The sequence below is a fragment of the Lysinibacillus sp. NPDC047702 genome, assembly GCF_050272555.1.
In the GTDB taxonomy this organism is placed as follows: Bacteria; Bacillota; Bacilli; order Bacillales_A; family Planococcaceae; genus Lysinibacillus.
This window is the reverse complement of the sequence record NZ_JBNNMG010000022.1, coordinates 23,923-45,501: the sequence shown is the minus strand read 5'-3', so window position 1 is coordinate 45,501 and position 21,579 is coordinate 23,923. Positions and strand designations below refer to the sequence as shown.

General features: G+C 38.5%; 23 protein-coding genes. 17 read left to right on the top strand and 6 right to left on the bottom strand.

Annotated features, from left to right (window positions below; translation table 11 throughout):
• Positions 1-155 precede the first annotated feature (155 nt).
• Positions 156-809 carry a YrrS family protein gene (locus ACQKIM_RS12605; RefSeq protein WP_427544266.1) on the top strand — a complete coding sequence of 218 codons (654 nt, stop codon included), beginning with the start codon at positions 156-158 and terminating at the stop codon, positions 807-809.
• 58 nt (positions 810-867) lie between these two features.
• Positions 868-1,560, top strand: coding sequence for a 5'-methylthioadenosine/S-adenosylhomocysteine nucleosidase (gene mtnN, locus ACQKIM_RS12600; RefSeq protein ID WP_427544263.1), 693 nt, complete (start codon positions 868-870; stop codon positions 1,558-1,560).
• Between the two features lie 467 nt (positions 1,561-2,027).
• Here the strand turns inward: mtnN and sigK are convergent, their stop codons facing one another.
• The gene (gene sigK, locus ACQKIM_RS12595) at positions 2,028-2,735 is read right to left on the bottom strand and encodes an RNA polymerase sporulation sigma factor SigK (RefSeq protein ID WP_283868838.1); all 708 of its coding nucleotides are present in this window, start codon (positions 2,733-2,735) and stop codon (positions 2,028-2,030) included.
• Between the two features lie 87 nt (positions 2,736-2,822).
• Positions 2,823-3,323 (bottom strand): CDP-diacylglycerol--serine O-phosphatidyltransferase, encoded by a 501-nt coding sequence (pssA, locus tag ACQKIM_RS12590; protein WP_427544335.1) that lies wholly within the window; start codon positions 3,321-3,323, stop codon positions 2,823-2,825.
• Between the two features lie 136 nt (positions 3,324-3,459).
• Between pssA and ACQKIM_RS12585 the strand changes: the two genes are divergently transcribed.
• From ACQKIM_RS12585 to ACQKIM_RS12545, 9 genes are all read left to right on the top strand, one after another.
• Positions 3,460-4,242, top strand: coding sequence for a phosphatidylserine decarboxylase (locus tag ACQKIM_RS12585; RefSeq protein WP_427544260.1), 783 nt, complete (start codon positions 3,460-3,462; stop codon positions 4,240-4,242).
• Between the two features lie 36 nt (positions 4,243-4,278).
• A complete protein-coding gene (locus tag ACQKIM_RS12580) occupies positions 4,279-4,800 on the top strand; it encodes a YqeG family HAD IIIA-type phosphatase (RefSeq protein WP_427544257.1) in 522 nt (173 codons plus the stop codon).
• Positions 4,797-5,900 (top strand): ribosome biogenesis GTPase YqeH, encoded by a 1,104-nt coding sequence (gene yqeH / locus ACQKIM_RS12575; protein WP_427544254.1) that lies wholly within the window; start codon positions 4,797-4,799, stop codon positions 5,898-5,900. The genes ACQKIM_RS12580 and yqeH overlap by 4 nt, the downstream gene beginning before the upstream one ends.
• Before the next feature lie 231 nt (positions 5,901-6,131).
• A complete protein-coding gene (aroE, locus tag ACQKIM_RS12570; RefSeq protein ID WP_427544251.1) occupies positions 6,132-6,962 on the top strand; it encodes a shikimate dehydrogenase in 831 nt (276 codons plus the stop codon).
• A 5-nt stretch (positions 6,963-6,967) separates the two neighbouring features.
• Positions 6,968-7,270, top strand: coding sequence for a ribosome assembly RNA-binding protein YhbY (gene yhbY / locus ACQKIM_RS12565; RefSeq protein ID WP_427544248.1), 303 nt, complete (start codon positions 6,968-6,970; stop codon positions 7,268-7,270).
• Positions 7,271-7,279: 9 nt separating this feature from the next.
• The gene (locus ACQKIM_RS12560) at positions 7,280-7,870 is read left to right on the top strand and encodes a nicotinate-nucleotide adenylyltransferase (protein WP_427544332.1); all 591 of its coding nucleotides are present in this window, start codon (positions 7,280-7,282) and stop codon (positions 7,868-7,870) included.
• Positions 7,839-8,411, top strand: a complete 573-nt coding sequence (gene yqeK, locus ACQKIM_RS12555) for a bis(5'-nucleosyl)-tetraphosphatase (symmetrical) YqeK (protein WP_427544245.1) — start codon at positions 7,839-7,841, stop codon at positions 8,409-8,411. Before ACQKIM_RS12560 ends, yqeK begins: the two co-directional genes overlap by 32 nt.
• Positions 8,408-8,752 carry a ribosome silencing factor gene (gene rsfS / locus ACQKIM_RS12550; protein WP_427544242.1) on the top strand — a complete coding sequence of 115 codons (345 nt, stop codon included), beginning with the start codon at positions 8,408-8,410 and terminating at the stop codon, positions 8,750-8,752. Before yqeK ends, rsfS begins: the two co-directional genes overlap by 4 nt.
• A complete protein-coding gene (locus ACQKIM_RS12545) occupies positions 8,753-9,493 on the top strand; it encodes a class I SAM-dependent DNA methyltransferase (protein WP_427544239.1) in 741 nt (246 codons plus the stop codon). It abuts the gene before it with no gap.
• Positions 9,494-9,655: 162 nt separating this feature from the next.
• Here ACQKIM_RS12545 and ACQKIM_RS12540 read toward each other — a convergent pair whose 3' ends face one another.
• Complete coding sequence (locus tag ACQKIM_RS12540) at positions 9,656-12,241, bottom strand: polynucleotide kinase-phosphatase (RefSeq protein WP_427544236.1); 2,586 nt, start codon at positions 12,239-12,241, stop codon at positions 9,656-9,658.
• On the bottom strand, positions 12,238-13,533 hold the full coding sequence (locus ACQKIM_RS12535) for a methyltransferase domain-containing protein (RefSeq protein ID WP_427544233.1): 1,296 nt from the start codon (positions 13,531-13,533) through the stop codon (positions 12,238-12,240). The genes ACQKIM_RS12540 and ACQKIM_RS12535 overlap by 4 nt, the downstream gene beginning before the upstream one ends.
• 209 nt (positions 13,534-13,742) lie before the next feature.
• Here ACQKIM_RS12535 and ACQKIM_RS12530 point away from each other — a divergent pair, with 209 nt between their 5' ends.
• The 3 genes from ACQKIM_RS12530 to ACQKIM_RS12520 all read left to right on the top strand — a co-directional run bounded on the left by ACQKIM_RS12530 (position 13,743) and on the right by ACQKIM_RS12520 (position 17,360).
• Positions 13,743-14,393: a helix-hairpin-helix domain-containing protein gene (locus tag ACQKIM_RS12530; protein WP_427544230.1), complete on the top strand. Its 651-nt coding sequence runs from the start codon at positions 13,743-13,745 to the stop codon at positions 14,391-14,393.
• A gap of 109 nt (positions 14,394-14,502) precedes the next feature.
• A complete protein-coding gene (locus ACQKIM_RS12525; RefSeq protein WP_427544227.1) occupies positions 14,503-15,072 on the top strand; it encodes a ComE operon protein 2 in 570 nt (189 codons plus the stop codon).
• Positions 15,073-15,179: 107 nt separating this feature from the next.
• Positions 15,180-17,360 (top strand): DNA internalization-related competence protein ComEC/Rec2, encoded by a 2,181-nt coding sequence (locus tag ACQKIM_RS12520; RefSeq protein WP_427544224.1) that lies wholly within the window; start codon positions 15,180-15,182, stop codon positions 17,358-17,360.
• 33 nt (positions 17,361-17,393) lie between these two features.
• Here the strand turns inward: ACQKIM_RS12520 and ACQKIM_RS12515 are convergent, their stop codons facing one another.
• Positions 17,394-17,531 carry a YqzM family protein gene (locus ACQKIM_RS12515; RefSeq protein WP_427544221.1) on the bottom strand — a complete coding sequence of 46 codons (138 nt, stop codon included), beginning with the start codon at positions 17,529-17,531 and terminating at the stop codon, positions 17,394-17,396.
• A 165-nt stretch (positions 17,532-17,696) separates the two neighbouring features.
• On the opposite strand from ACQKIM_RS12515, the gene holA reads away from it, so the two are divergent.
• Positions 17,697-18,707, top strand: a complete 1,011-nt coding sequence (holA, locus tag ACQKIM_RS12510; RefSeq protein WP_427544218.1) for a DNA polymerase III subunit delta — start codon at positions 17,697-17,699, stop codon at positions 18,705-18,707.
• Positions 18,708-18,811: 104 nt separating this feature from the next.
• Here holA and rpsT read toward each other — a convergent pair whose 3' ends face one another.
• Positions 18,812-19,060, bottom strand: a complete 249-nt coding sequence (gene rpsT, locus ACQKIM_RS12505; RefSeq protein WP_283868823.1) for a 30S ribosomal protein S20 — start codon at positions 19,058-19,060, stop codon at positions 18,812-18,814.
• Between the two features lie 163 nt (positions 19,061-19,223).
• On the opposite strand from rpsT, the gene gpr reads away from it, so the two are divergent.
• The gene (gpr, locus tag ACQKIM_RS12500) at positions 19,224-20,240 is read left to right on the top strand and encodes a GPR endopeptidase (RefSeq protein ID WP_427544215.1); all 1,017 of its coding nucleotides are present in this window, start codon (positions 19,224-19,226) and stop codon (positions 20,238-20,240) included.
• A 52-nt stretch (positions 20,241-20,292) separates the two neighbouring features.
• Positions 20,293-21,126, top strand: a complete 834-nt coding sequence (gene spoIIP, locus ACQKIM_RS12495) for a stage II sporulation protein P (protein ID WP_427544212.1) — start codon at positions 20,293-20,295, stop codon at positions 21,124-21,126.
• Positions 21,127-21,579: the final 453 nt, after the last annotated feature.

The following is a 21,579-nucleotide window of genomic DNA, read 5'->3' as shown; positions in this document are numbered from 1 at the left end:
GTACAAGCAGTTAACTTCTCTTCTAAAAGAAAGTTAACTGCTTTTATTTTATAAAGATTAGTGTTTCACAATATATGGAAAGCAAGAAATAGACACAAATATTTTGCATGTGCTGTCGAAATTGATAAAATATTGGCTAGAGAGGGGGAGAATTCATGAGTGAACGACAAACTCGAAGCAGTCGTCATTTGCAGCCATCTCATAATAAAAAGCTAGATAAACTATTGAATGTATTAATTGGTATTGTTGTAGTATTAATTATTATCACGGCTACCTATGTGTTTAAATGGCAAGATGATGCAGAAAAAGCCGTGAAAGACGAGCCGGCACAAGAGCAAAAGAATGATGATAGAGAGGTTGAGGAAGAGCCTTCTAAAGAGGATAATAAGGATGCTACCACAGATGATAACGAACCCGCAAAGGAAGAACCTGCGGAAGAAGAACCAACATCTGAACAGGACAAAGCTCAGGAAACTAAATCTGATAATCCAATTGTAGACAAGGTTGTTACCAATAAAAATTGGAAGCCTACACCTACGACACAAGCAGGTCAGCATGTGTCTTCATACGATGATAAATCTGTAGACTGGGCAGAAAAGGTGGCAACAATTACAGCTGCAACAGGCATTGAAAAGGACAATATGATTATTTGGCGTATTCAAAATAACGGTAGCGCTAATACGGCTATAGCAACTGTTTCAACGAATGATAAAACAGCAATGTATAGAGTTAGTATGGAATGGGTTGACCAAGAGGGCTGGTTACCAGTAAAGCTTGAGCAGTTAAATACATTAAAGGGCGCCTATTGACGAAAATAACTCTTTTGTTTATTTTTAATAGAGTATAAAGAAGGGAAGAAATATATCTATGAAAATTGCAGTAATTGGCGCAATGGAAGAAGAAGTAGAGCTACTACGAGCATCATTAGAAGATGGAAAAAGTACAACAATTGCAGGTAGTGAATATACAACAGGAATCTATGATGGCAAAGAGGTTGTGTTATTAAAAAGCGGCATTGGTAAAGTAAATGCTGCGATGTCAACTACGATTCTCTTACATGAATTCAAACCAGATGTAGTCATTAATACTGGCTCAGCTGGAGGCTATGATGAGGCACTTGAAGTAGGAGCAGTTGTCATTTCAGACGAGGTTCGACACCATGATGTTGATGTGACAATATTCGGCTATGAGATTGGACAGATGGCTGGAATGCCAGCAGCTTACAAATCAGATGAGAAGCTTATGAAAGTGGCTGAAGAGGCTGTAAAGGCAGTTGGGGAGCATCAATTTGGTATTGGGTTAATTTGCTCAGGAGATGCTTTTATGAATGATCCAGTGCGTGTAGAAGCCGTGCGTCATCATTTCCCACAAATGAAGGCAGTTGAAATGGAAGCAGCGGCTGTTGCGCAAGTATGCTATCAATTCGGAACACCATTTGTTGTGATCCGTGCTTTATCAGATATCGCAGGGAAAGAATCCAATATTAGCTTCGATGAATTTTTACCTGTAGCGGCAAAACATTCAACACAAATCGTCTTAAAAGCAATTGAAATGATATAAGTTACTTTACTGACTGAGTAGACTCAAAATGAGATAAATTACACATAATCGACACAATGTACAATTAGTAGTGTGAGAAAAATCACAGTTAAAAAATTTAATGGATGCTACACTGTCATTAATTAAATCTCTTCATATTTGATTGGGAGGTATTCATGATGTTATTTTTAACAGCTGGTGTAGTTATTATTACAACTTTACTTGGTTCACTTATTTCAGCAGAGCTCTCAGAAACTGTATAGGAACGTGAAAAAAGCTTCCTTGCGATATTTTTATCGCAAGGAAGTTTTTTCAGTATAAGGGTGCGAAAAATACTCGGAAGGTTTACATACATATATTTTCCTTCTTTCGTGATACGATTGCTAAAACTCAATTTATGTTTGGTAATTGTAACAAAAAATACAAGAATACTAGCCGAGCATATTGTAGATTTTATTGCTATTTTCGAAACATCAATTTACAATAAATTATTCAATAGTCTTTTGGTCTCGTTTATATAATTGATAGAGCTTGATTAGTGCCCGCTTTTCAATGCGCGACACATAGCTACGCGAAATATTTAAGCGTGCTGCAATTTCCTTTTGTGTAAGAGCATCCTGCTGGTTTAAGCCATAGCGGAGAGTCACAATTTCGAGTTCACGTTCGTCAAGCATGTGCAAATAATGATAGAGCTGCGCAACATGCTCCTTATGCTCAATTTTTTCTGTGGCGCTTTCCTCATCACATTGTAAAAGATCGCGAATTTGTAGCGCATTGCCATCTTTATCAGTGCCGATTGGCTCGAATAAGGAAACATCCTTTTGCACCTTTTTCTGTGTCCGCAGATGCATTAATATTTCATTTTCAATACAGCGGGCAGCATAAGTGGCCAGACGAGTTTTTTTGTCAGGTGTATAGCTTTCTACAGCTTTCATAAGACCGATAGTACCAATAGAAATATAGTCATCAAGTTGCTCGTGTTTTGGATGGAATTTTTTTACAACGTGTGCAACGAGTCGCATATTGCGCTCTATTAAATCAAGACGCGCCTGCTCATCACCGCCTAAAAATCGTTCAATACAAGCAGCTTCCTCTTCTTTTGAAAAGGGTTTATGGAAGGTTTGCCCCTTTAAATAGCCAAGTAACGCTGGGATCTCAAGCCATAACTGCAACATAGATGTAAAAATTCCGCTCATTGAATGATTTCATCCTTTCCCCATTTTTCGACAGTATATGTTTTGAAACTGTGTTAAATGAAAAAAAGTGCAACAGCAAATGCGCTGTTACACTTTTTTTAACGTGAATGTACTAATCATCAATAGAGCTAGTATTGGAAAAAGGAAAAGATAAAATGCCGGGTGGAACGCAGTAGATGCAAAATACGTTAAAGTTAAGAGAGTACCTGCAGCTGTAATTGGTAACCCTGTAAAATAGCCGTTTGGTTCACTAATATTAAAGCGAGCTAATCTCATCGCACCACAGATGATATACAGTACGGTCATCATCATGCCGACGTAACCAAAGTCTACTAAGACCACTTCATACATTAATAATGCAGGCGCTACACCAAATGATATAATATCACTCATAGAGTCTAACTGTTTACCTAAATCAGACACTTGTCCGAGAGCTCTGGCTACCTTCCCATCGTAACGATCAAGAAGGGCAGCAATAAAGATAAATAAGACACTGTAGCTATAGTATTCATGTAATGTAGCCATAATGGCTGCGCCACCAAAGGACATATTACTGATTGTAATGAAGTTTGCTGCTTGCGATTTCATTTTCTTAACCGTGGTATCCACCAACTTGTGATAAAAAAACAAGGGGGATCACTCCTTTACACTTAAGATATTGTACCATTATACTTCGAATGCGAAAAAATTGACAGTCTAAATTAATCGATAGGGGTTTTGTTTTATGAAAGAAAAATTATATCAACGCTTGATTGAATTAACAAATGGCAAGCAATCCTCTCAACTTTTACAAACGATTGCAAAAGCTAAGTGGAGTAAACGAATAATCCCTAGCTATATGAAGGTATACGATATTAACCTTGAAGAAGTTTCAAAAAAACCACAACAATTTTCAAGTTTACATGATTTTTTTACAAGAGAGCTTTTGGAGCATGTTAGACCAATTGAACAAAACCCGACTACTTATACAAGTCCTGTTGATGCAAAAGTGGAATCCTTTGGTCGTATCGAATGGGATATGACATTTCTTGTAAAGGGGAAGCCGTATGCATTACAAGATTTACTTGGCAACAACGAACGTGCTGCACAATATACTGATGGTCATTTTATTGTGTTTTACCTAAGTCCTGCTGACTATCACCGTATTCATAGTCCTATTGATGGATTAGTGCTAAGACAATATACACTTGGACAAAAATCCTATCCTGTGAATCAGCTTGGCCTTTCCTATGGAAAAAAACCGATTTCCCATAATTATCGTCAAGTAACAGAGTTGAAGGTGGCTAATCATCAGCAGATAGCGTTTATTAAAGTAGGTGCTACTTTTGTCAACTCGATTGTCCTTACAAATACTACAACAAAGTGGCATAAAGGTGAAGAAGTAGGTTATTTTTCATTTGGCTCAACGGTCGTTATGTTATTTGAAAAAGGAGCAATTGAATTTACGGACAATGTCGTGCAAGGAAGCCCAATTCGAATGGGTGAAGCATTTGCAAATATGCTATAATGGTCGAATAATACGTTTAGATTAGGGGTCGCTATTTTGTATAATTTTTTATTACCAGATGAATTTGTGACGAGTATTTTTGAAATTACACCAGAAAAGCTTCAAGACTTAGGCATTAAAGGAATTATTACAGATTTAGATAATACCCTTGTGGAATGGGACCGTGCTGATGCAACGGAAGAGCTGATTATTTGGCTTCGTATCATGAAGGAATCAGGTATTCGTGTTATTATTGCGTCAAATAACAATGAAGCGCGTGTTAAGCATTTTGCTGAGCCATTAGGTATTCCTTATATCCATAAGGCAAAAAAACCATTTCGTAATGCCTTTTATAGTGCCATTGTTCAATTAGGGCTACGTCCAAATGAAGTGGTTATGGTAGGAGATCAACTCTTAACGGATGTCATGGGTGCCAATCGTTTAGGCTTGCATACGGTACTTGTAAAACCTGTTGCACAATCTGATGGGCTCGTAACAAAATTCAATCGATTCATTGAACGACGCGTGTTCAATGATTTAAAACGAAAAGGAATTATAACTTGGGAGGAAAAAGAATGAACGAAATGCCAAATTGTATTGGCTGTGGTACAACAATCCAAACAGAAGATAAAACAGCAGTTGGGTATGCCCCTCCATCATCATTAGAAAAAGACGCGGTCATTTGCCAACGCTGCTTCCGTTTGAAAAATTATAATGAAATTCAACCAGTGTCATTAACAGATGACGACTTTTTACGCATTCTTAATGGTCTTGGAACACAGCAAGGCTTAATCGTAAAAATTGTTGATATTTTTGACTTCAATGGGAGCTGGCTACCAGGACTTCACCGTTTCGTTGGGAAAAATCCTGTGTTATTGGTTGCGAATAAGGCTGACCTATTACCGAAATCAGTAAAGCCGAAAAAAGTAATTAATTGGTTAAAACGTGAGGCAAAGGCTCTTGGTCTGCAACCTATCGATGTGCTTTTAGTAAGTGCCCATAAAGGCAAAGGAATGGCTGAAGCGATGGAAGCCATTGACGAGTACCGAAATGGGAAAAATGTGTATGTTGTAGGTTGTACAAATGTTGGGAAATCCACGTTCATTAATCGCATCATTAAACAGGCTACAGGTGAGGGTGAGGTGATTACTACATCTCATTTCCCGGGAACGACTTTGGACATGATTGAAATTCCATTAGATGATGGTAGTGCATTATATGATACACCAGGGATTATTAATCATCATCAGATGGCACACCATATCGATGCAAGTGAATTGAAATATATTATGCCGAAAAAAGAAATAAAGCCGAAAGTATATCAACAAAACGCTGGGCAAACTTTATTTATTGGTGCACTTGCACGTTTTGATTTTATTCAAGGAGAACGTTCAGCATTTACGGTCCATGTAGCTAATGATTTACCAATTCACCGTACAAAGCTGGAGAAGGCAGATACATTATATGCAGAGCATAAGGGTGAATTACTTACACCGCCAACTAAGAATTTTATTGATCAGTTGCCACCATTAGTGCGTCATGAGTTTTCGATAAAAGAAGCGAAAACAGATGTTGTATTTTCGGGTCTTGGTTGGATCACGGTACAGCATGCAAATGTAGTTGTGGCAGCTTATGCACCAAAGGGAGTACAAGTTTCTATTCGCCCATCACTAATTTAACTTCTTTCAGCAAGTATTTTTTGTATCGAAAGCATAGCGGCAGCGGCAGATATATGTCACGGAATCGAAAAGGAGTTAATAAAGGATGTTAGCCTAAAATCATCGTATCCATGCGATAACGGCTAACTGACCTGCATCACGCAGACCTAAGCACAAAGCCGATTCCAGGCGCAATTATGCCAAGGCATAATTGATAATGTAGTAAGATAAGTAGAGAAGAGGGACTAGGAAATGAAGAAATGGTTTGCGGTTATAGGTGATCCTATTGAGCACTCAAAATCACCAGCGATGCACAATGCTTGGTTTGAGGGAATGTCGATAGATGCAACATATATTCCAGTGCATGTATCATCTGAAAACCTCGAGTCTGCAATTGCTGGTATGAAAACGTTAGGCGCAAGTGGCTGGAACGTTACAATTCCACATAAAACAGCGATCATTCCCTATTTAGATGAGCTAGATGAGCTAGCCGAAAAAATGGGTGCTGTAAATACGGTTGTTCGAACAAAGGAAGGTACATTAAAAGGGTATAATACTGATGGTGTTGGATTTGTCCGCTCGTTAGAGGAAGCTGTTGGCAAGTCACATAAAGACAAGCCAGTTCTGTTAATCGGTGCTGGCGGTGCTGCCCGAGGTATTGCTTTTGCGATGCAGCAGCAGGGCTATGAAAATTTAACCATTGCCAATCGTACAGTAGCAAATGCACAGGCGATTGTTGATGAAATGGGTTCTGGTCAAGCTATATCCTTAACAGAGGCTGAGGCAACCCTAGCTGATTTCGGCATTTTGGTGCAAATGACATCGGCTGGGCTTGCTACGGGCAATTTTTCTATGCCATTTTCACTGGAACATCTTACAAAGGGCGCAATTGTTGCGGATATTGTGTATAATCCATTAATGACACCTTTTCTTAAAGCAGCTGAAGTAAAAGGAGCAACCGTTGTCACAGGACTTGGAATGTTTGTTCATCAAGGGGCCATTGCCTTTGAGTATTGGCTAGGTGAATCCCCAAATACAAATTCAATGATTGCGCAATTAAAGGCGCAATTAGGAGGATACTAATTTTTATGTTAACAGGTAAACAAAAGCGTTTTTTACGTGCGGAAGCACATCACTTAACACCAATTTTCCAAGTAGGAAAAGGTGGCGTTAATGACGAAATGACGAAGCAAATTCGTGAGGCATTAGAAGTACGAGAACTCATTAAGGTCCGCATTTTAGATAACTGTGAGGAGGACAAGCATGAGGTTGCAGAAGCACTAGCAAAGGGTGCGCATGCAGAGCTTGTGCAATTAATTGGATTAACAGTTGTTTTATATAAAGAATCCCGCAATCAAAAAAAGATTGTACTACCGAAAGCAGCGAAGTAAGGTGAGATGATGAAACGGATCGGTTTATTGGGAGGAACATTTAATCCGCCACATAATGGACATTTAATGATGGCAAATGAAGTACTTCATGCATTGGATTTAGATGAAGTACGCTTTATGCCCAATGCGCTACCGCCACATAAGTTTGCTCGGCATGATGCAAGCGATGGAGAGAGACTTGAAATGGTCAAGCATGCTATAAGTCCATATCCACATTTTTCTGTGGAGTCGTATGAGGTTGAGAGGGGCGGCGTATCCTATTCATATGAGACACTTTCTGCATTGTGCATAAGAGAGCCAAATGTAAAATTTTACTTTATCATTGGAGGCGATATGATTGATTCCCTTCATACGTGGCACTGTATTAATGAGCTAATGAATCTTGTGCAGTTTGTAGGGGTCAAGCGTCCGAGAACAGAGGCTATTTCAGAGTACCCTATTCTAATGGTGGAAGTTCCTCAAATCGATTTATCGTCCACACTAATTCGTGAACGTCTTGCCACTGGTGGAACAGTTACCTTTTTATTGCCTGAAGCGGTAGAGACGTATATACGAGAGGAAGGTCTTTATGGAACGCGAACAGTATTTAGCGGCGATTAAGCCTCGTATGCCTGAAAAGCGCTATATTCATACCATTGGGGTTATGGAAACAGCTATTGAATTAGCCAAAAAGTATGGCGAGGATGAGAAAAAAGCAGAAACAGCAGCTATCCTCCATGATATTGCAAAATATGCTGATATTGAATGGATGGAGAACATTGTTCGAACTGAAAGATTAGACGCTCATTTGCTTGGCTGGGGCAGTGAACTGTTACATGGTCCAGTAGGTGCATATATCGCTGAAAGTGAATTTGAATTAACAGATGAGGATATGCTTAATGCTATTCGTTTTCATACAACAGGGCGTGCTGGTATGAGCCGTTTAGAAAAAATAATTTTTGTAGCAGATATGATTGAGCCTAACCGTAAATTTGATGGTGTGGATCGTCTTCGCAAAAAGGCGGAAAAGGGTTTGGATAAAGTAATGAGTGCTTGTGTGCGCCATACATTGGCTTTTCTAATCGATACAAAACAGCCAATTTATCCATTATCAATAGAATGTTATAACGATATGATGAAAAGAGAGGACAGTGAAGGATGAATTCAACTTTATTACAAGCAGCTTACAAAGCAATTGACGACAAACATGGGGAGGACATTGTCGTTTTAAATATGCAAGGTATTTCACTTTTAGCGGATTACTTTATCATCGCTCATGGTAACTCAGATCGACAAGTGCAAGCTATTGCGCGTGAATTACAGGATGTAGCTGAAAAAGAGGGCTATGAAATTCGTCGTGTCGAAGGTTTCGATGCAGCTCGCTGGATTCTTGTAGACTTAGGAGATGTAGTGGCGCACGTATTCCATAAGGATGAGCGTGCTTATTATAATTTAGAGCGTCTATGGGGCGATGCACCGCAGCTAGACATGCCAGAGGCTTAAGTGAGTAGTTACGAACGCTTTGCCCACGTGTATGATGAGCTGCAAGTCGATATCCCCTACGATAAGTATGTGGAATGGGTTTTGCAGCATGCACCATGTAATCAATTTCCTAAGCTTTTAGACATTGGCTGTGGTACAGGTGTGCTGAGTCTGTTGTTTGCCAAGGCTGGTTACAGGGTGAGTGGAATTGATCTATCTGAAAATATGCTCTCAATTGCCGCAGAGCGATTTGCTGATGAAGGATTACATGTGCCCCTATTTTGTATGTCAATGGATGAATTAGAGGGTTTTGAGGCGCTTGACGTTGTAACGATTGCTATTGATTCAATAAATTATGTCATACAAGAAAAAGCAGTATATGCCACATTGGAACGAATTTATGATGCTCTAAAAGATGACGGCCAACTATTTTTTGATGTTCATTCACTATATAAAATGAATGATATTTTTTTAGATAGTCCATTTACGTATGACGACGGCGATATTAGCTATGTATGGCATACAGAGCCAGGTGATTTAGAGCACTCTGTTATCCATCAAATGACGTTTTTTGTCAGAGATGCAGCAAGTGATCTGTATGAACGCTTTGATGAGGAGCATATTCAACGTACATTCCCAATTGAGCAATATATGACATGGCTTCATACAATTGGCTTCAAGCATGTGGAGGTAACCGCAGATTTTACAAATGATGCCCCTGAATACGAAAGTGAACGCATTTTTATACGTGCAGTTAAATAAAAAACAGCTTGTTGGTATTTATCCAGCAAGCTGTTTTGCTTTATTACAGTCTAAGAAAAATCGCGTATCGGTGGATAGAAGAGTAAAAGTGATGGATAGAATCCACGAATCAGCGGATAGAACAGTCAAAATGATGGATAGAGTTCACATACTTATGAATTTTTAAAGTCTTGGGTCGACAGGGTCGCTTTCAAGTGCTAATGTACCAAGCACACATTCATGTATGCGGGAGGTTGATTCGCCTCTTACAAAACGTTCAATTCCTTCTAGTCCAAGTGCGAATTCACGTAATGCATGCCTCATTTTTTTACTTGGATTGCGTTCCCTAAGTTTTGCTAAATTTGAAGCTTGTAAATAATCCATGCCATAGATAATGCGCAAATACTCCCGCCCACGAACTTTAATTGCTGGCTGAATTAATTTGCCTTTATATGTTGTTACAAATAGTTCAGGTTTAATCACAATTCCTTCATGACCAGCAGCAGTCATTTCCTCCCACCATGCAATGACCTCCTGTTCAGAGGCTTCGTCATGTATAATTTTATAGTCTGTTTCAATGAAGATCGTAGAATTTTTGGCAAAGAATCGATTCATTTCCATATGCCATGTATGCGGTTTGTGGAAATATGTTTCTGAGCTATGTGCTAATATATGGAAAGGTGCTATTTGAATAGCTGACGTGTCTTGAACCTCCCAGCAGTAGTTTTGATAAACCGTTGAAAATTGTTGTGCATTGTTAAGTAAGTGCTGATAGTCTTGAAGCCATTCTGACACATTGATTTGTGTTGTATTTTGTAATTTCTCTACAAGCTTTGAACGGTCCATCAGAGCTTGTTCAGCGACATGTGCATATTGCTGATCAATTAGCTGTTGTGCTTTTAAGTTCCAAGGTAGAATCTCCGCATCTAGCAGAACAAAATTCGTATTAAAGTGTTCAAAGTAGTTTTTCTCAAGTAGTTCAGAATGAAGCTGTTGAACAATTTTATGTTCCATCTCTTTATCAAAAAAGCGTCTGCCTGTTCTAGTAGTCAAAATACCGAGCATTTCCGTGTCCATATATTCTTTGGCAAGATGTGCATCCTTAAATAATAAAACTACTGCACGGCTCCCCATATGCTTCTTCTCGGCAATCATTGTTTGAACGCCATGTTTTTTATAATAAGCAAATGCTTCAGCAGGATGCTCTAAAGTATTGTCAAGAGCAGAAGTTTGTGGAGTGGGACTCATAGTTGGTGGTATATAAAAAAGCTGCTCTAAGGGCACTGTGTAGTGTGAAACGCTGTCGATAGCTGCTTTTGCCTGTGGACCGTCAATTTGTATTGTACCAAAGTATGGGGTTTCAACAGCGAATCCTGCTAAAAATGTCGCAATGTTTGGTGGCTCGAACCGCTTTGCTTTCGCTTCGATTAAGGGATTGTTTTGCGTTCCAGCATAGTTTTTATAGGCATTTACAGTGGTAATTGTTTGTTCGGGATACCGAAATGCTGTTAATTGACCACCAAAGACAACACCCTGATCAATATTCAAAGTACGATTTTGTTTAAGGGGATTGATTTTTGGGTCATGCCCCCAAATAATTAGCTGGGATGTTTGATGCTCTGTAAACCAATCATTGCGTATAGGCTTGCCAGAAATATCTAACTCTTGTACATCTCCATATCGACAGAAATCAGAAATTCTAGCTGATTGCTTGCCTATATAATGATCACGGATTCCTGCATGTGTGACAACAGCGGATGCAAGACCATTATTCACCAGCACATAATGGGAGGGTGCGGATAGTAAACATTTTGCTAGTCGAGCTTTTAAGGCTGCCGTTTGCTCCGCTCCATAGGTATTTTCATAGTCCAAAAATTCTGCTTCTACCAGTTCATCCCCATGCTGTAATGAAACATGGCGTCCATCTAACCAGCGAGCGATTTTCCAGCCATGATTACTATCAGTCATATAGGCAAGCCCGCGCAAGATATGACGTTCAATAAAGTCCATGGTTTCGATTGATTTTGGCCCTCTACTCATAATATCGCCAACTGAAACAAAGCGTCGACCTTGTGGGTGAATATAGTAACCATCCTTATTTACTTCGTAATCGAGCTTTTGAAGTAATTCAAGTAATTCGTCAAAGCAGCCATGAATATCACCAATAATATCAAGCCCTGCCTCTACCTTTAGATACAATAGGGACTTTTGTCTAGTCAGTGTTAGCTCTTCTATTTCTTTTACAAAATACGTTTTCAAAAACGACTCTTTTTTTATCAATCGTTTTTCTGAATTCAATAATCGGGCCTGCTGTTTAATACGTTTACTCCCTCTAGGTTCATTACGCAACGTATCACGACGTAGTAATTCTTCTAAAGGAATATCCAATACAATCGCACAAACAGGGACATGTAGTTTTTTACCTAGTAATATATATTGCTGACGTTCTTCCGATTTTAAGTGAGTAGCATCAACAAAGGTACATTTATTTAACTTACATCGTGCCTCTAAGACGCGCTCCATAACGGCAAATGCTTGTGACGAGATTGCGAAATATTGTTCATATAAAAGCTCTGCTTCTTCCTGTGAATGACCTTGAAAATCAATATAATTTGTATCTGAAACAATTGTCCGATATGTATCAGAACTAATGATTTCTGAAGGAGAAAGTATGCCTGTATTTACCCAATGCTGTAAAAGTGTAGATTTCCCACTATTGGATGGACCAATTAGCAGTACAATCCCAGTGCTTGGTATCGTGATGTTCATATACACATCTCCTTTTTCCTAAAAATACACATTTGAGTAGGTTGTCCATATAGCTCGTGTTGATCACCAATGCCTGTAAATGAAAGCTCATATTGTTCATGATTATTCATCGCATGACACCATTTTTGGAATTGTTCTCGAGTCCATTCAAATCGGTGATCATTATGACGCATAGCATCCAGTTCATAAACTTTGTTATATTCCGCATTTGGGGTTGTTAGAATTAACGTATGAGGACTGTAATGAGTTAGCAATAATGTCATAATCTTAGGAAGACGTTCCTCATCAATATGTTCAATGACTTCACATAATATGATGACATCCTTATGCTGTAAACGTGCATCATAGTAGAATAAAGAACCCCATGTAGGTGTAGGGGATACATACACTCCCTCTAGCGCTTCAAAACGCTTAAGCGCTTTTTTCATAGCTATTTCACTTGGTTCAACCGCAAGCAGCTCCTCAATGCCTTTTACATAGGCGAGTAAACTTGAAAGCTTGCCCTCACCAGAGCCTAAATCCACAATAGTCGATTTTCGTGGCAGTTGCTTAATCGTTTCCACTATTTTTTCATAACGTAATGTATTTAGAGAACTAGTAGAAGTTTTTGCTGTTGTGCTCTTATTATATAGATGTGAGAAACGAAGTGCTTTTTTATAAATAACCTCTTGCATAGGATGTATAGCTAACCAGCCCTCTCCATAGCGATTAAGCTTATCTACCTCTAATTGGTCAATAAAATAGTGCTTGTAATCATCTAACACTGGGATGAGCACAAAAAGATGCTGCAGTGCTTGTTGAAGCGTGATGTCCGCTGATAATGTTAGAAAACGTGCACGTTGCTGATAATGTATAGCTTCAATGCTGACTGTATACCCTAGAGGCTCAAATAAACCATTTATCTCCTCATTTGTCATTGTGGATGCGATGGGTCCCACTTCAAATTCAAATGCAAATGAATGTAAGACCCATTCTGAATACTCTTCGTTTGGCTTACCATTTAATGCTGTGCCTAAAGCAGAACGGATAAGGGATAAAAAAATACTGCTTGCGGCGAATTCGCGATCATTAATATAGTGTGTTATATCAAGTGCATTGTCATTTTGGACAAGTGCAAGCGGATTTGGTGTAACAAAGATTGTTACAGATAAATTTGTTTCAGTGAACTCATGATAGACAAGTCGAACTAAATGCCCCTTGACTCTTCGTTCATATAGATTATTCGGATTTTTTGAAAGTAAATAGGAGATAGCTTTCACATTTTCTCCCTTTGCCCGTATTGTTAGCTGCATTGTCATCCTCCATTTCAGTACGCAAAGGTTTGAAGTGTCTCTTTCAAAGCATAACATAATTTTGCATAATAATGTCAGAGTCATATAAGGTTCCGTCAATCAAAAAGATATATCATTTTATTGTTAAACTACCTTTTCAATACAAGGATGATATTGTAAGATGAAATAGACTCCATATGATTACCTTTTGCAAAGAAAGGATGTAGAGAATGCTCCAATCCTTATGGCAAAAGTATAAAAAGAGTATGCTGCTCCCCGCCATACTTGTAATCAGTGGACTTTGTTACTTCTTTTTTTCGAGTTCCGACTCTTCATCTCCCCAGAAAGAGCTCGTCGAAACAATCCAACCAATTGAACCAATTGAACAAGATGAACCTGCTAAAGAAGCGGTCATACAGCAGGTGTTTGTGGATATAAAGGGTGCTGTTATGTATCCTGGTGTTTATGAGCTACAAGCCGACCAACGTATTATGGATGTTGTGCAGCTGGCTGGCGGCTATACGCAGGAAGCTGCTCCCCAACTTATTAACCATGCCCAGAAAGTTCAGGACGAAATGGTTATTTATATCCCTGTTAGGGGTGAAAAGCTAGACGAAATCACGGCTTCCATTGTGTCGATGCCTACTAGTGGAATATCACCCAGTGAAAGTAATCCAAAAAGTCAAAAGGTCAATTTAAATAAAGCAGATGAAGCAGCCCTGTCAACTTTATCAGGGATTGGCCCGTCTAAGGCCCAAAGTATAATTTCCTATCGTGAGGAGAATGGAAGCTTTATAACCATTGAGGATTTAAAAAAAGTAAATGGAATTGGTGAAAAAACCTTTGAGAAGCTGAAGGATTCTATTACAGTAAAGGAATAGCTGAAAATTTAGTCATATTGACGACTCTTTTCTAAAAGGGCTACACTATAGTAGAAAAGTGATATGATAGAAAGTTAGATTTTAAAATAATTTTTTTGGAGGTAGTCATATGGAGCGAATTACTTGGAACCAATTTTTTATGGCACAAAGCCATCTTCTTGCGTTGCGTAGTACATGTACAAGACTGGCCGTTGGCGCAACCGTTGTGCGGGATAAACGAATTATTGCTGGAGGCTATAATGGCTCAATTACAGGTGATGAACATTGTATTGAGAAGGGGTGCTATGTTGTAGACAATCATTGTGTACGTACAGTACATGCTGAGATGAATGCACTTCTACAATGTGCTAAATATGGCACGCCTACGAGGGGGGCAGATCTATATGTGACTCATTTTCCATGTCTCCCATGCACAAAATCTATAATTCAAGCGGGTATTGAGCGTGTGTACTATGCGACAGATTATAAAAATAACCCGTATGCACAGGAATTATTTGAAAAAGCAGGTGTGGAGGTCGTTCACGTACCATTTGATGAACGTAAAATCGACTTTTTAAGCGACGAAAAATTAGCCTTGTACATAGACATGCTAAATGAGCTTCGTGAGAATGGAATGTCTGCTGAAAAATTGCGCCCATATGAACAGAAGGTGAGTGCATTATTTGGCAAAAATCTTTAAAGCATAAATGGATTCACGTAGCATTAGCTGTACTTGCAGCCTCAATAGCGGCACACAAGTCAGCTTGGCTACTGTCTATTCTCCTCCTTGTTGTTGTCTGGCTTTACTTGAAAGGTGAAACACATTTCACCTCAGGTTTGGTAATCGGCACGGGATTACTTAGCTATCTCTTCCTTGTTACATTTCAACTGACGGAACCTTCCCCGCTACCGTCAACATTTCAAATTACTTGGACAAGTGAATATAAAATAAATGGTCAAAACCTTCGAGGCTTTGCAAAAACCAAGACAGGTGACAAACTGTATGTCGTGTATACGTTTTCTTCTGAGCAAGAGAAAACCTATTATGAAAAAACCTCAATAACAGGCTTCACCTACCTTGTACAGGGGGAATTAGTTACACCTCTACCTCCAGCCCATCAATATGCATTCTCGATGGAGAAATACCTGCTAAGCAAAGGTGCAGTTGGAATAGTTGAGATTTCAGGCTGGACGTTTGTAGAAGAGAAAAAATCTATTCAATCTTTCCTTGCAAAGCAGAGACACACTATAAAAAACCATATCGAGAGAACGTTTCCACCATCACTCGTTGCAGAGGCACAGGCACTTCTAATTGGTTTACAGGATCAAGTAGATACTGAGCTTCAACGAGCCTATCAAAAGCTTGGAATTACACATCTTTTTGCGATTTCTGGACTACATGTGGCTCTTGTGTCATGGTTATTATTTGAAGGTCTCTTACGGATAGGTGTACGGAGAGAGATAGCTACTATAGTGCTTGTCATCATTTTACCCATATACGGTGTATTAGCAGGGGGAGCACCCTCTGTTTGGCGTGCTGTATCTGTCGTTGAATTAATTCTACTAATGCGCCATGCTAAGTTGCAGCTTCCTATCGATGATGCGCTTGCTATAAGTTTTATAGGCTTTGTCCTTTTTGAGCCAGGTGTTATTTTTCAAATTGGCTTTCAATTATCCTATTTAGCTGCTATTAGCCTTATTTATTCAGGTGTCATCTTTAGGCAATCAGCAACTACGCTGATTCGTTCCTTTTTCATTACGCTTGTTTGTCAGCTGCTGGTTTATCCTTTATTACTCCATCATTTTTATGAAATATCCATTTCTTCATTTATTGCAAATATTATTTTTGTTCCATTATTTTCATTTGTTATTTTACCCATTAATATTGTTCTTCTTGTACTAACGTTTATATCCTTACCTGTCACAAAACTCTTCTTTGCTATCTACGAGCCGCTTCGAGTTTGGCTTACAGAGTTTATCCTTTATAGCCAGCAGTGGCCGTTTCAATTATGGTCACCAGGAAAGCCTTCCTTTTGGCTAAGTTGTGCGGCAATGGGTAGTGTATTAGTGGGCTTTTATTTTTTAGAGAAGAAGCATTATGGTAAATTTGCAGCTGTGATTCTGTTACCTGCATTTGCTATTCATCTGTCTCCAATGCTGTTTACAGAAACTAAGTTTACATTTTTAAACGTTGGGCAAGGAGATTGTACAGTGATTGAATTACCGTTTAGAAAGGCAGTCTATGTCATTGATTCAGGAGGTTTACTGCGCTTCGATCAGGTAGCATGGAAGAGAACAGATAGTCCATATGAAGTTGGGAGGCAGATTGTTGTACCATTTTTAAAGGGAAAAGGAATACGTGACATAGATATTTTTATCGTTACACATGCAGATGCGGATCATGTAGAGGGAGCTGAGGAGATTTTGCAGGAAATTAATATGCAAGAAATTCACGTTACTCCTGGTTCACTTGATAAGCCCGTGATGTATGATTTATTAATCGAGGTCAAAAAGCGAAAAATTCCAGTGAAAGAAAAAATGCAAGGGACAGCTTGGCAAGTGGGAAATACTAGCTTCCACTATTTGTGGCCCCGCGATACTCACTATGAGGGAAATGATGATTCAATTGTTCTATTTGTGCAGCAGGGAAGCTTTCGAGCATTGTTAACTGGTGATTTAGAGGAGCCTGGTGAACATCAGCTGATCAAGCTATATAAAAGCCAATTGGCGAATATAACGTTACTGAAGGCTGGACATCATGGTAGTAAAACATCTAGCATTGAACAGTTCGTGGAGCTACTGCGGCCTGAAATAACTATTTTTAGTGCAGGGCTTCATAATCGATATGGACATCCACATGAAGAAGTGATGAATCGTTTCTTCAACCGAAATCTACCTACTTTGATTACTGGTATAGATGGTACGATTGAAGTGCGTGTTCATGGAAGTAAATGGTCAGTGCAAAAGGAAAAAGACCTTGTCCAATGAGCAGGGTCTTTTTCCTTCGTACATTATGTTCGATTATTTAGATACGAATTCTACTATTGTTGCGATGATAAACATAACTGCAAACACTCCGAATGATACACCGAAACCAACGCCAGAATCGATTGCATCATTACGGCGACATTGTATGTTTTTTCCTTCAAATGGATTCATTGTTATCCCTCCAATTCTGTTATTTATTATAAGACATCATTTTCATAAAAGCTATATCGAAAAGGAGAATTCACGCCGTGGCAAGGAATCGACACAATTCAGTCAAAGTCACATAGGAAAAATAAATGATGTATACTAATAGTATTGCTAGATGGAGGGAAAAGTATGATTTCAACGGTTTGGAACAATATCAAAAAAGCACAGCTCTCGCCTGTATATTTACTTGTTGGAGAAGAAAACTATTTTATAGATGAAACGGTTAAACGAATAAAAGAGGCAATGGGACCCGAAGAGGAGCTAGAATTGTCTACATTTGATTTAGAGGAATTGCCAGTCGATGCTGTGATGGATGAAGCAGATACAATTCCTTTTTTCTCTGAGCGAAAGCTTATTATAGCCAAAAATGCCTCTTTTTTAAAGGCGACTGAAAAGGAGAAGGAAAAAATTGACCATGACGTTAAGCGATTAGAGGCATGGCTGGCGAATCCCTCTGATTTTTCGATAACTGTATTTATCGCACCCTATGAAAAATTAGACGAACGTAAAAAAGTAACAAAAATGATGAAGGAACACGCACTATTAGTACAAGCTGAAACTCCAAAAGAACAGGATTTAGCCGTGTGGATTCAAAGTGTTGTTAAAGCAGAGGGCAATAGTATTACACAGAATGCTATTGAGCAGCTTGTGGCGATGGTTGGACCAAATATGTTACAGCTACAAATGGAGATTGAGAAGTTAAGTCTATATTTAGGTGATGGAGGAGAGATTACAACTTCGTTAGTCGAGGATTTAGTCGCAAAAACATTAGAGCAGGATGCCTTTAAAATGTTAAATGCTTATTTTGCAAATGACTCTGTTGCGGCTTTGACTATTTATCATGATTTATTGCGTCAAAAGCAAGAGCCTATCATGCTTGTTGGATTGCTTGCATCAAATGTACGTACGATGTCCAATGTATTTTATTTATTGAAAAAAGGCTACCATCCACAGCAAATTGCAAAAAATTTAAAGATACATCCATATCGTGTTAAGTTAATGGTAGAGCAGCGTCATCGTCCATCGGAGGAGAGCCTGTTGAAAGCATTGTATCAATTAGCAGAAGTCGATTTACAGTTAAAGTCGACTGGGGGTAATCGTGAGCGTTATTTAGAGCTTTTCTTATTGCGTCAACTCTAATAATATGATAGAAGAGCTGTCTAGCATTAAAGGACAGCTCTTATTTGTCTCTATAAATAAAAAAGACCAGCTACTCTTAAAGAGTATACTGATCCTTTAAACAATTACGCTTTTTTAGCAAGGCGAGACTTTTTACGAGCCGCCGCGTTTTTGTGGATAAGTCCTTTTGAAGCTGCTTTATCTAAAGATTTGTAAGCTGCTTGTAAAAGTTCTTGTGCGTTTTCAGCATTAGCAGCAACAGCGTTTTCAGCTTTTTTCACTGTAGTACGCATTGCAGATTTAGCTTGAGAGTTAGCAGCGTTAGCTTTAGCGTTAACTTTTACGCGTTTAATTGCAGATTTAATGTTTGGCATATCTTTCACCTCCTAAATTAGGTACGAGATGATATCTTCTCATTGATTTCTTGTGTCAATACAACAAAAATCATTTTAACAAACGCTTGACCAAATTGCAATAGATTTATGCAAAGAATATTTACTTGACAGTTTGAACAAACTACAGATTGAGGTGAACTGTATGCAAAATTTAAATTGGCAACGTACAGATTTAATTGACGAATCTGAAGAAGTAGTGTTACACCAAACGAAAGAGCAGAAAGAAACACTTGAACAATCGAGCGGGATTCAAGTTGAAGATCGAACTGCTGGTCGAGTAAAAATTACAGATGTGTTAGTGAATGCAGAAGGTGAAAAGCAAATTGGTAAAAAGGAAGGTCAATATATTACCCTCTCTGTACCAACCTTGAGGCTAGATGATCACGATGGATTTGAGCAGCTTGAAAATGAGTTGCTTGAGAATTTTAAAAAAATGCATGAAGCATTATCTTGGAATAAGGATGACAAAATTTTAATTATTGGTTTGGGTAATCGCACCATTACACCTGATGCAATAGGACCATATCTTATTGATCATTTGCATAGCCTAGATGTGATTGATGAAAAATTTGTCATGTATGCGCCTGGTGTAACAGGACAAACAGGTTATGAAACAGGAGAATTTGTAGCTGCAATAGCAGAGCGACTAAAGCCTAAATTAATTATTGTTGTCGATGCATTGGCAACAAGAGCCAGCACTCGATTATGTAAAACAATTCAGTTAACGAATACAGGTATCCATCCAGGTTCTGGTGTAGGAAATCAGCGTAAGGAAATTTCCTATGAAATGCTGGGGATTCCTGTAACAGCAATTGGTATTCCTACAGTTGTCGATGCGCCAGTATTAATTGCGGATGCTGTAGAGCTCATGCTTCGTTCAATAGCTGCACGGGTTGCAGAACGGAGTAAGCCATCATCCAAATTGTCCTTGTCGTCCTGGCAGCCAGATATCAATAAAGAAGTAGATATGTCTTTAGTAAAACCAATCTTTGGTGAGTGGGCTACTTGGTCAAAGGAGGAGCGTCAACAATTGTTTGAAGAGACGTTTGCAGGCTCACATACACAGCTGATGGTGACGCCAAAGGAAGCCGATTATTGGATAGATAGCTATGCAAAACTCGTTTCATCTATGCTGATGAAGTGGGCAAATAAACTCTAATTTTTTTCGTTCTAAAAGATGCACCCCCTCCATACGATAAGTGGAGGAGGGTGTGACTTTGCTAAAAAAACTACAGTGGTCATTTGGTTTATTATTGTTCTTCTTCGTATTACCTGTCATTGCTGGGCAACTTCCGTTCAACAAGCAAGCATCGACTCCGATTAAACAACCCGAGGATAAGCAAGTCGTGTTTGCCGCTACGAATCTAGCTGAACAAAGTGCACTAGAGCAGACAAAAGAAACTAATCCTTTTAAAGTATTATTATTATTTACCCATTCCCAAGAATCCTATCAACCAATGGTGAAAGCTGTCAGTGGAAAAGCGGATGTTTATGATGAGAAAACAAATATTTATAATTTACAAGGAGCTATTTCTAAGCATTTTAGTATGAATGGTATTCAAACGGATGTTTTAGATGTTGATGTTATGAAGGTAATGAAGCTTGAGGGAAAAACTTTTCCAGATGCTTATAATACGGTGCGTCCTTATTTATCTAAACGTTTGCAAGAGCAAACCTATGATTTAGTTATTGATTTGCATCGAGATTCTGCCAAGAAAAATGCTACAACGATCACACACAACAATGAGTCCTATGCTCGAATTGCCATCGTTGTAGGAGCAGAGCATAAAAATTATAGATGGAATACTGCTTATGCAGAAAGCTTATCAGCTGCTATGAATGAAATTGTGCCGAAAATTTCTAGAGGTGTGATCTCTAAAAGCGGTGACAATGTAGATGGACGCTATAATCAGGATTTAACGAAAGAAATGATTTTAATAGAACTAGGTGGAATAGATAATACAGAAGATGAATTGAATCGTACAATTGCTATAATTGGGAAAGCCATTGCCAAATCCTTTATTACAGAAAAACAGGATTCATAATAGTATAGTAGAGAAATGATTTGCCTTCTTTTTGCTAATTTAAAAGAAGGCAAAAATCATGTTTTGGACAAAGTATGAAAAATGAACGGCTGTTAACAAAATTACCAAAAATTTATTTACAAAAACATAATGAAAAGCCTTTAAATTGTTTATTTCTTGTCTTATAATTTTCGAGTTAGCTCTTATATTAGGGCAGAAAATTAAGGCATATGCGCTAGGCGATCACGCTTTTAAAGAGGCTGGGACAGAACTTAATTATTTTGAAAAATAACGAAAATGGATAATAAATTTTCCGTTTCACTGAGTTGATTGATTCTTCTTAAATCAAAAAAATGTTAGACCGAGATACAATCGATCTAACATTTTTTCTTTTTGTCCCAGCCTCTTTTTTTGAATGCACATACATATATAATAAAAATTTTACGAAGATAGCACTTATTATTAACTTTTAAA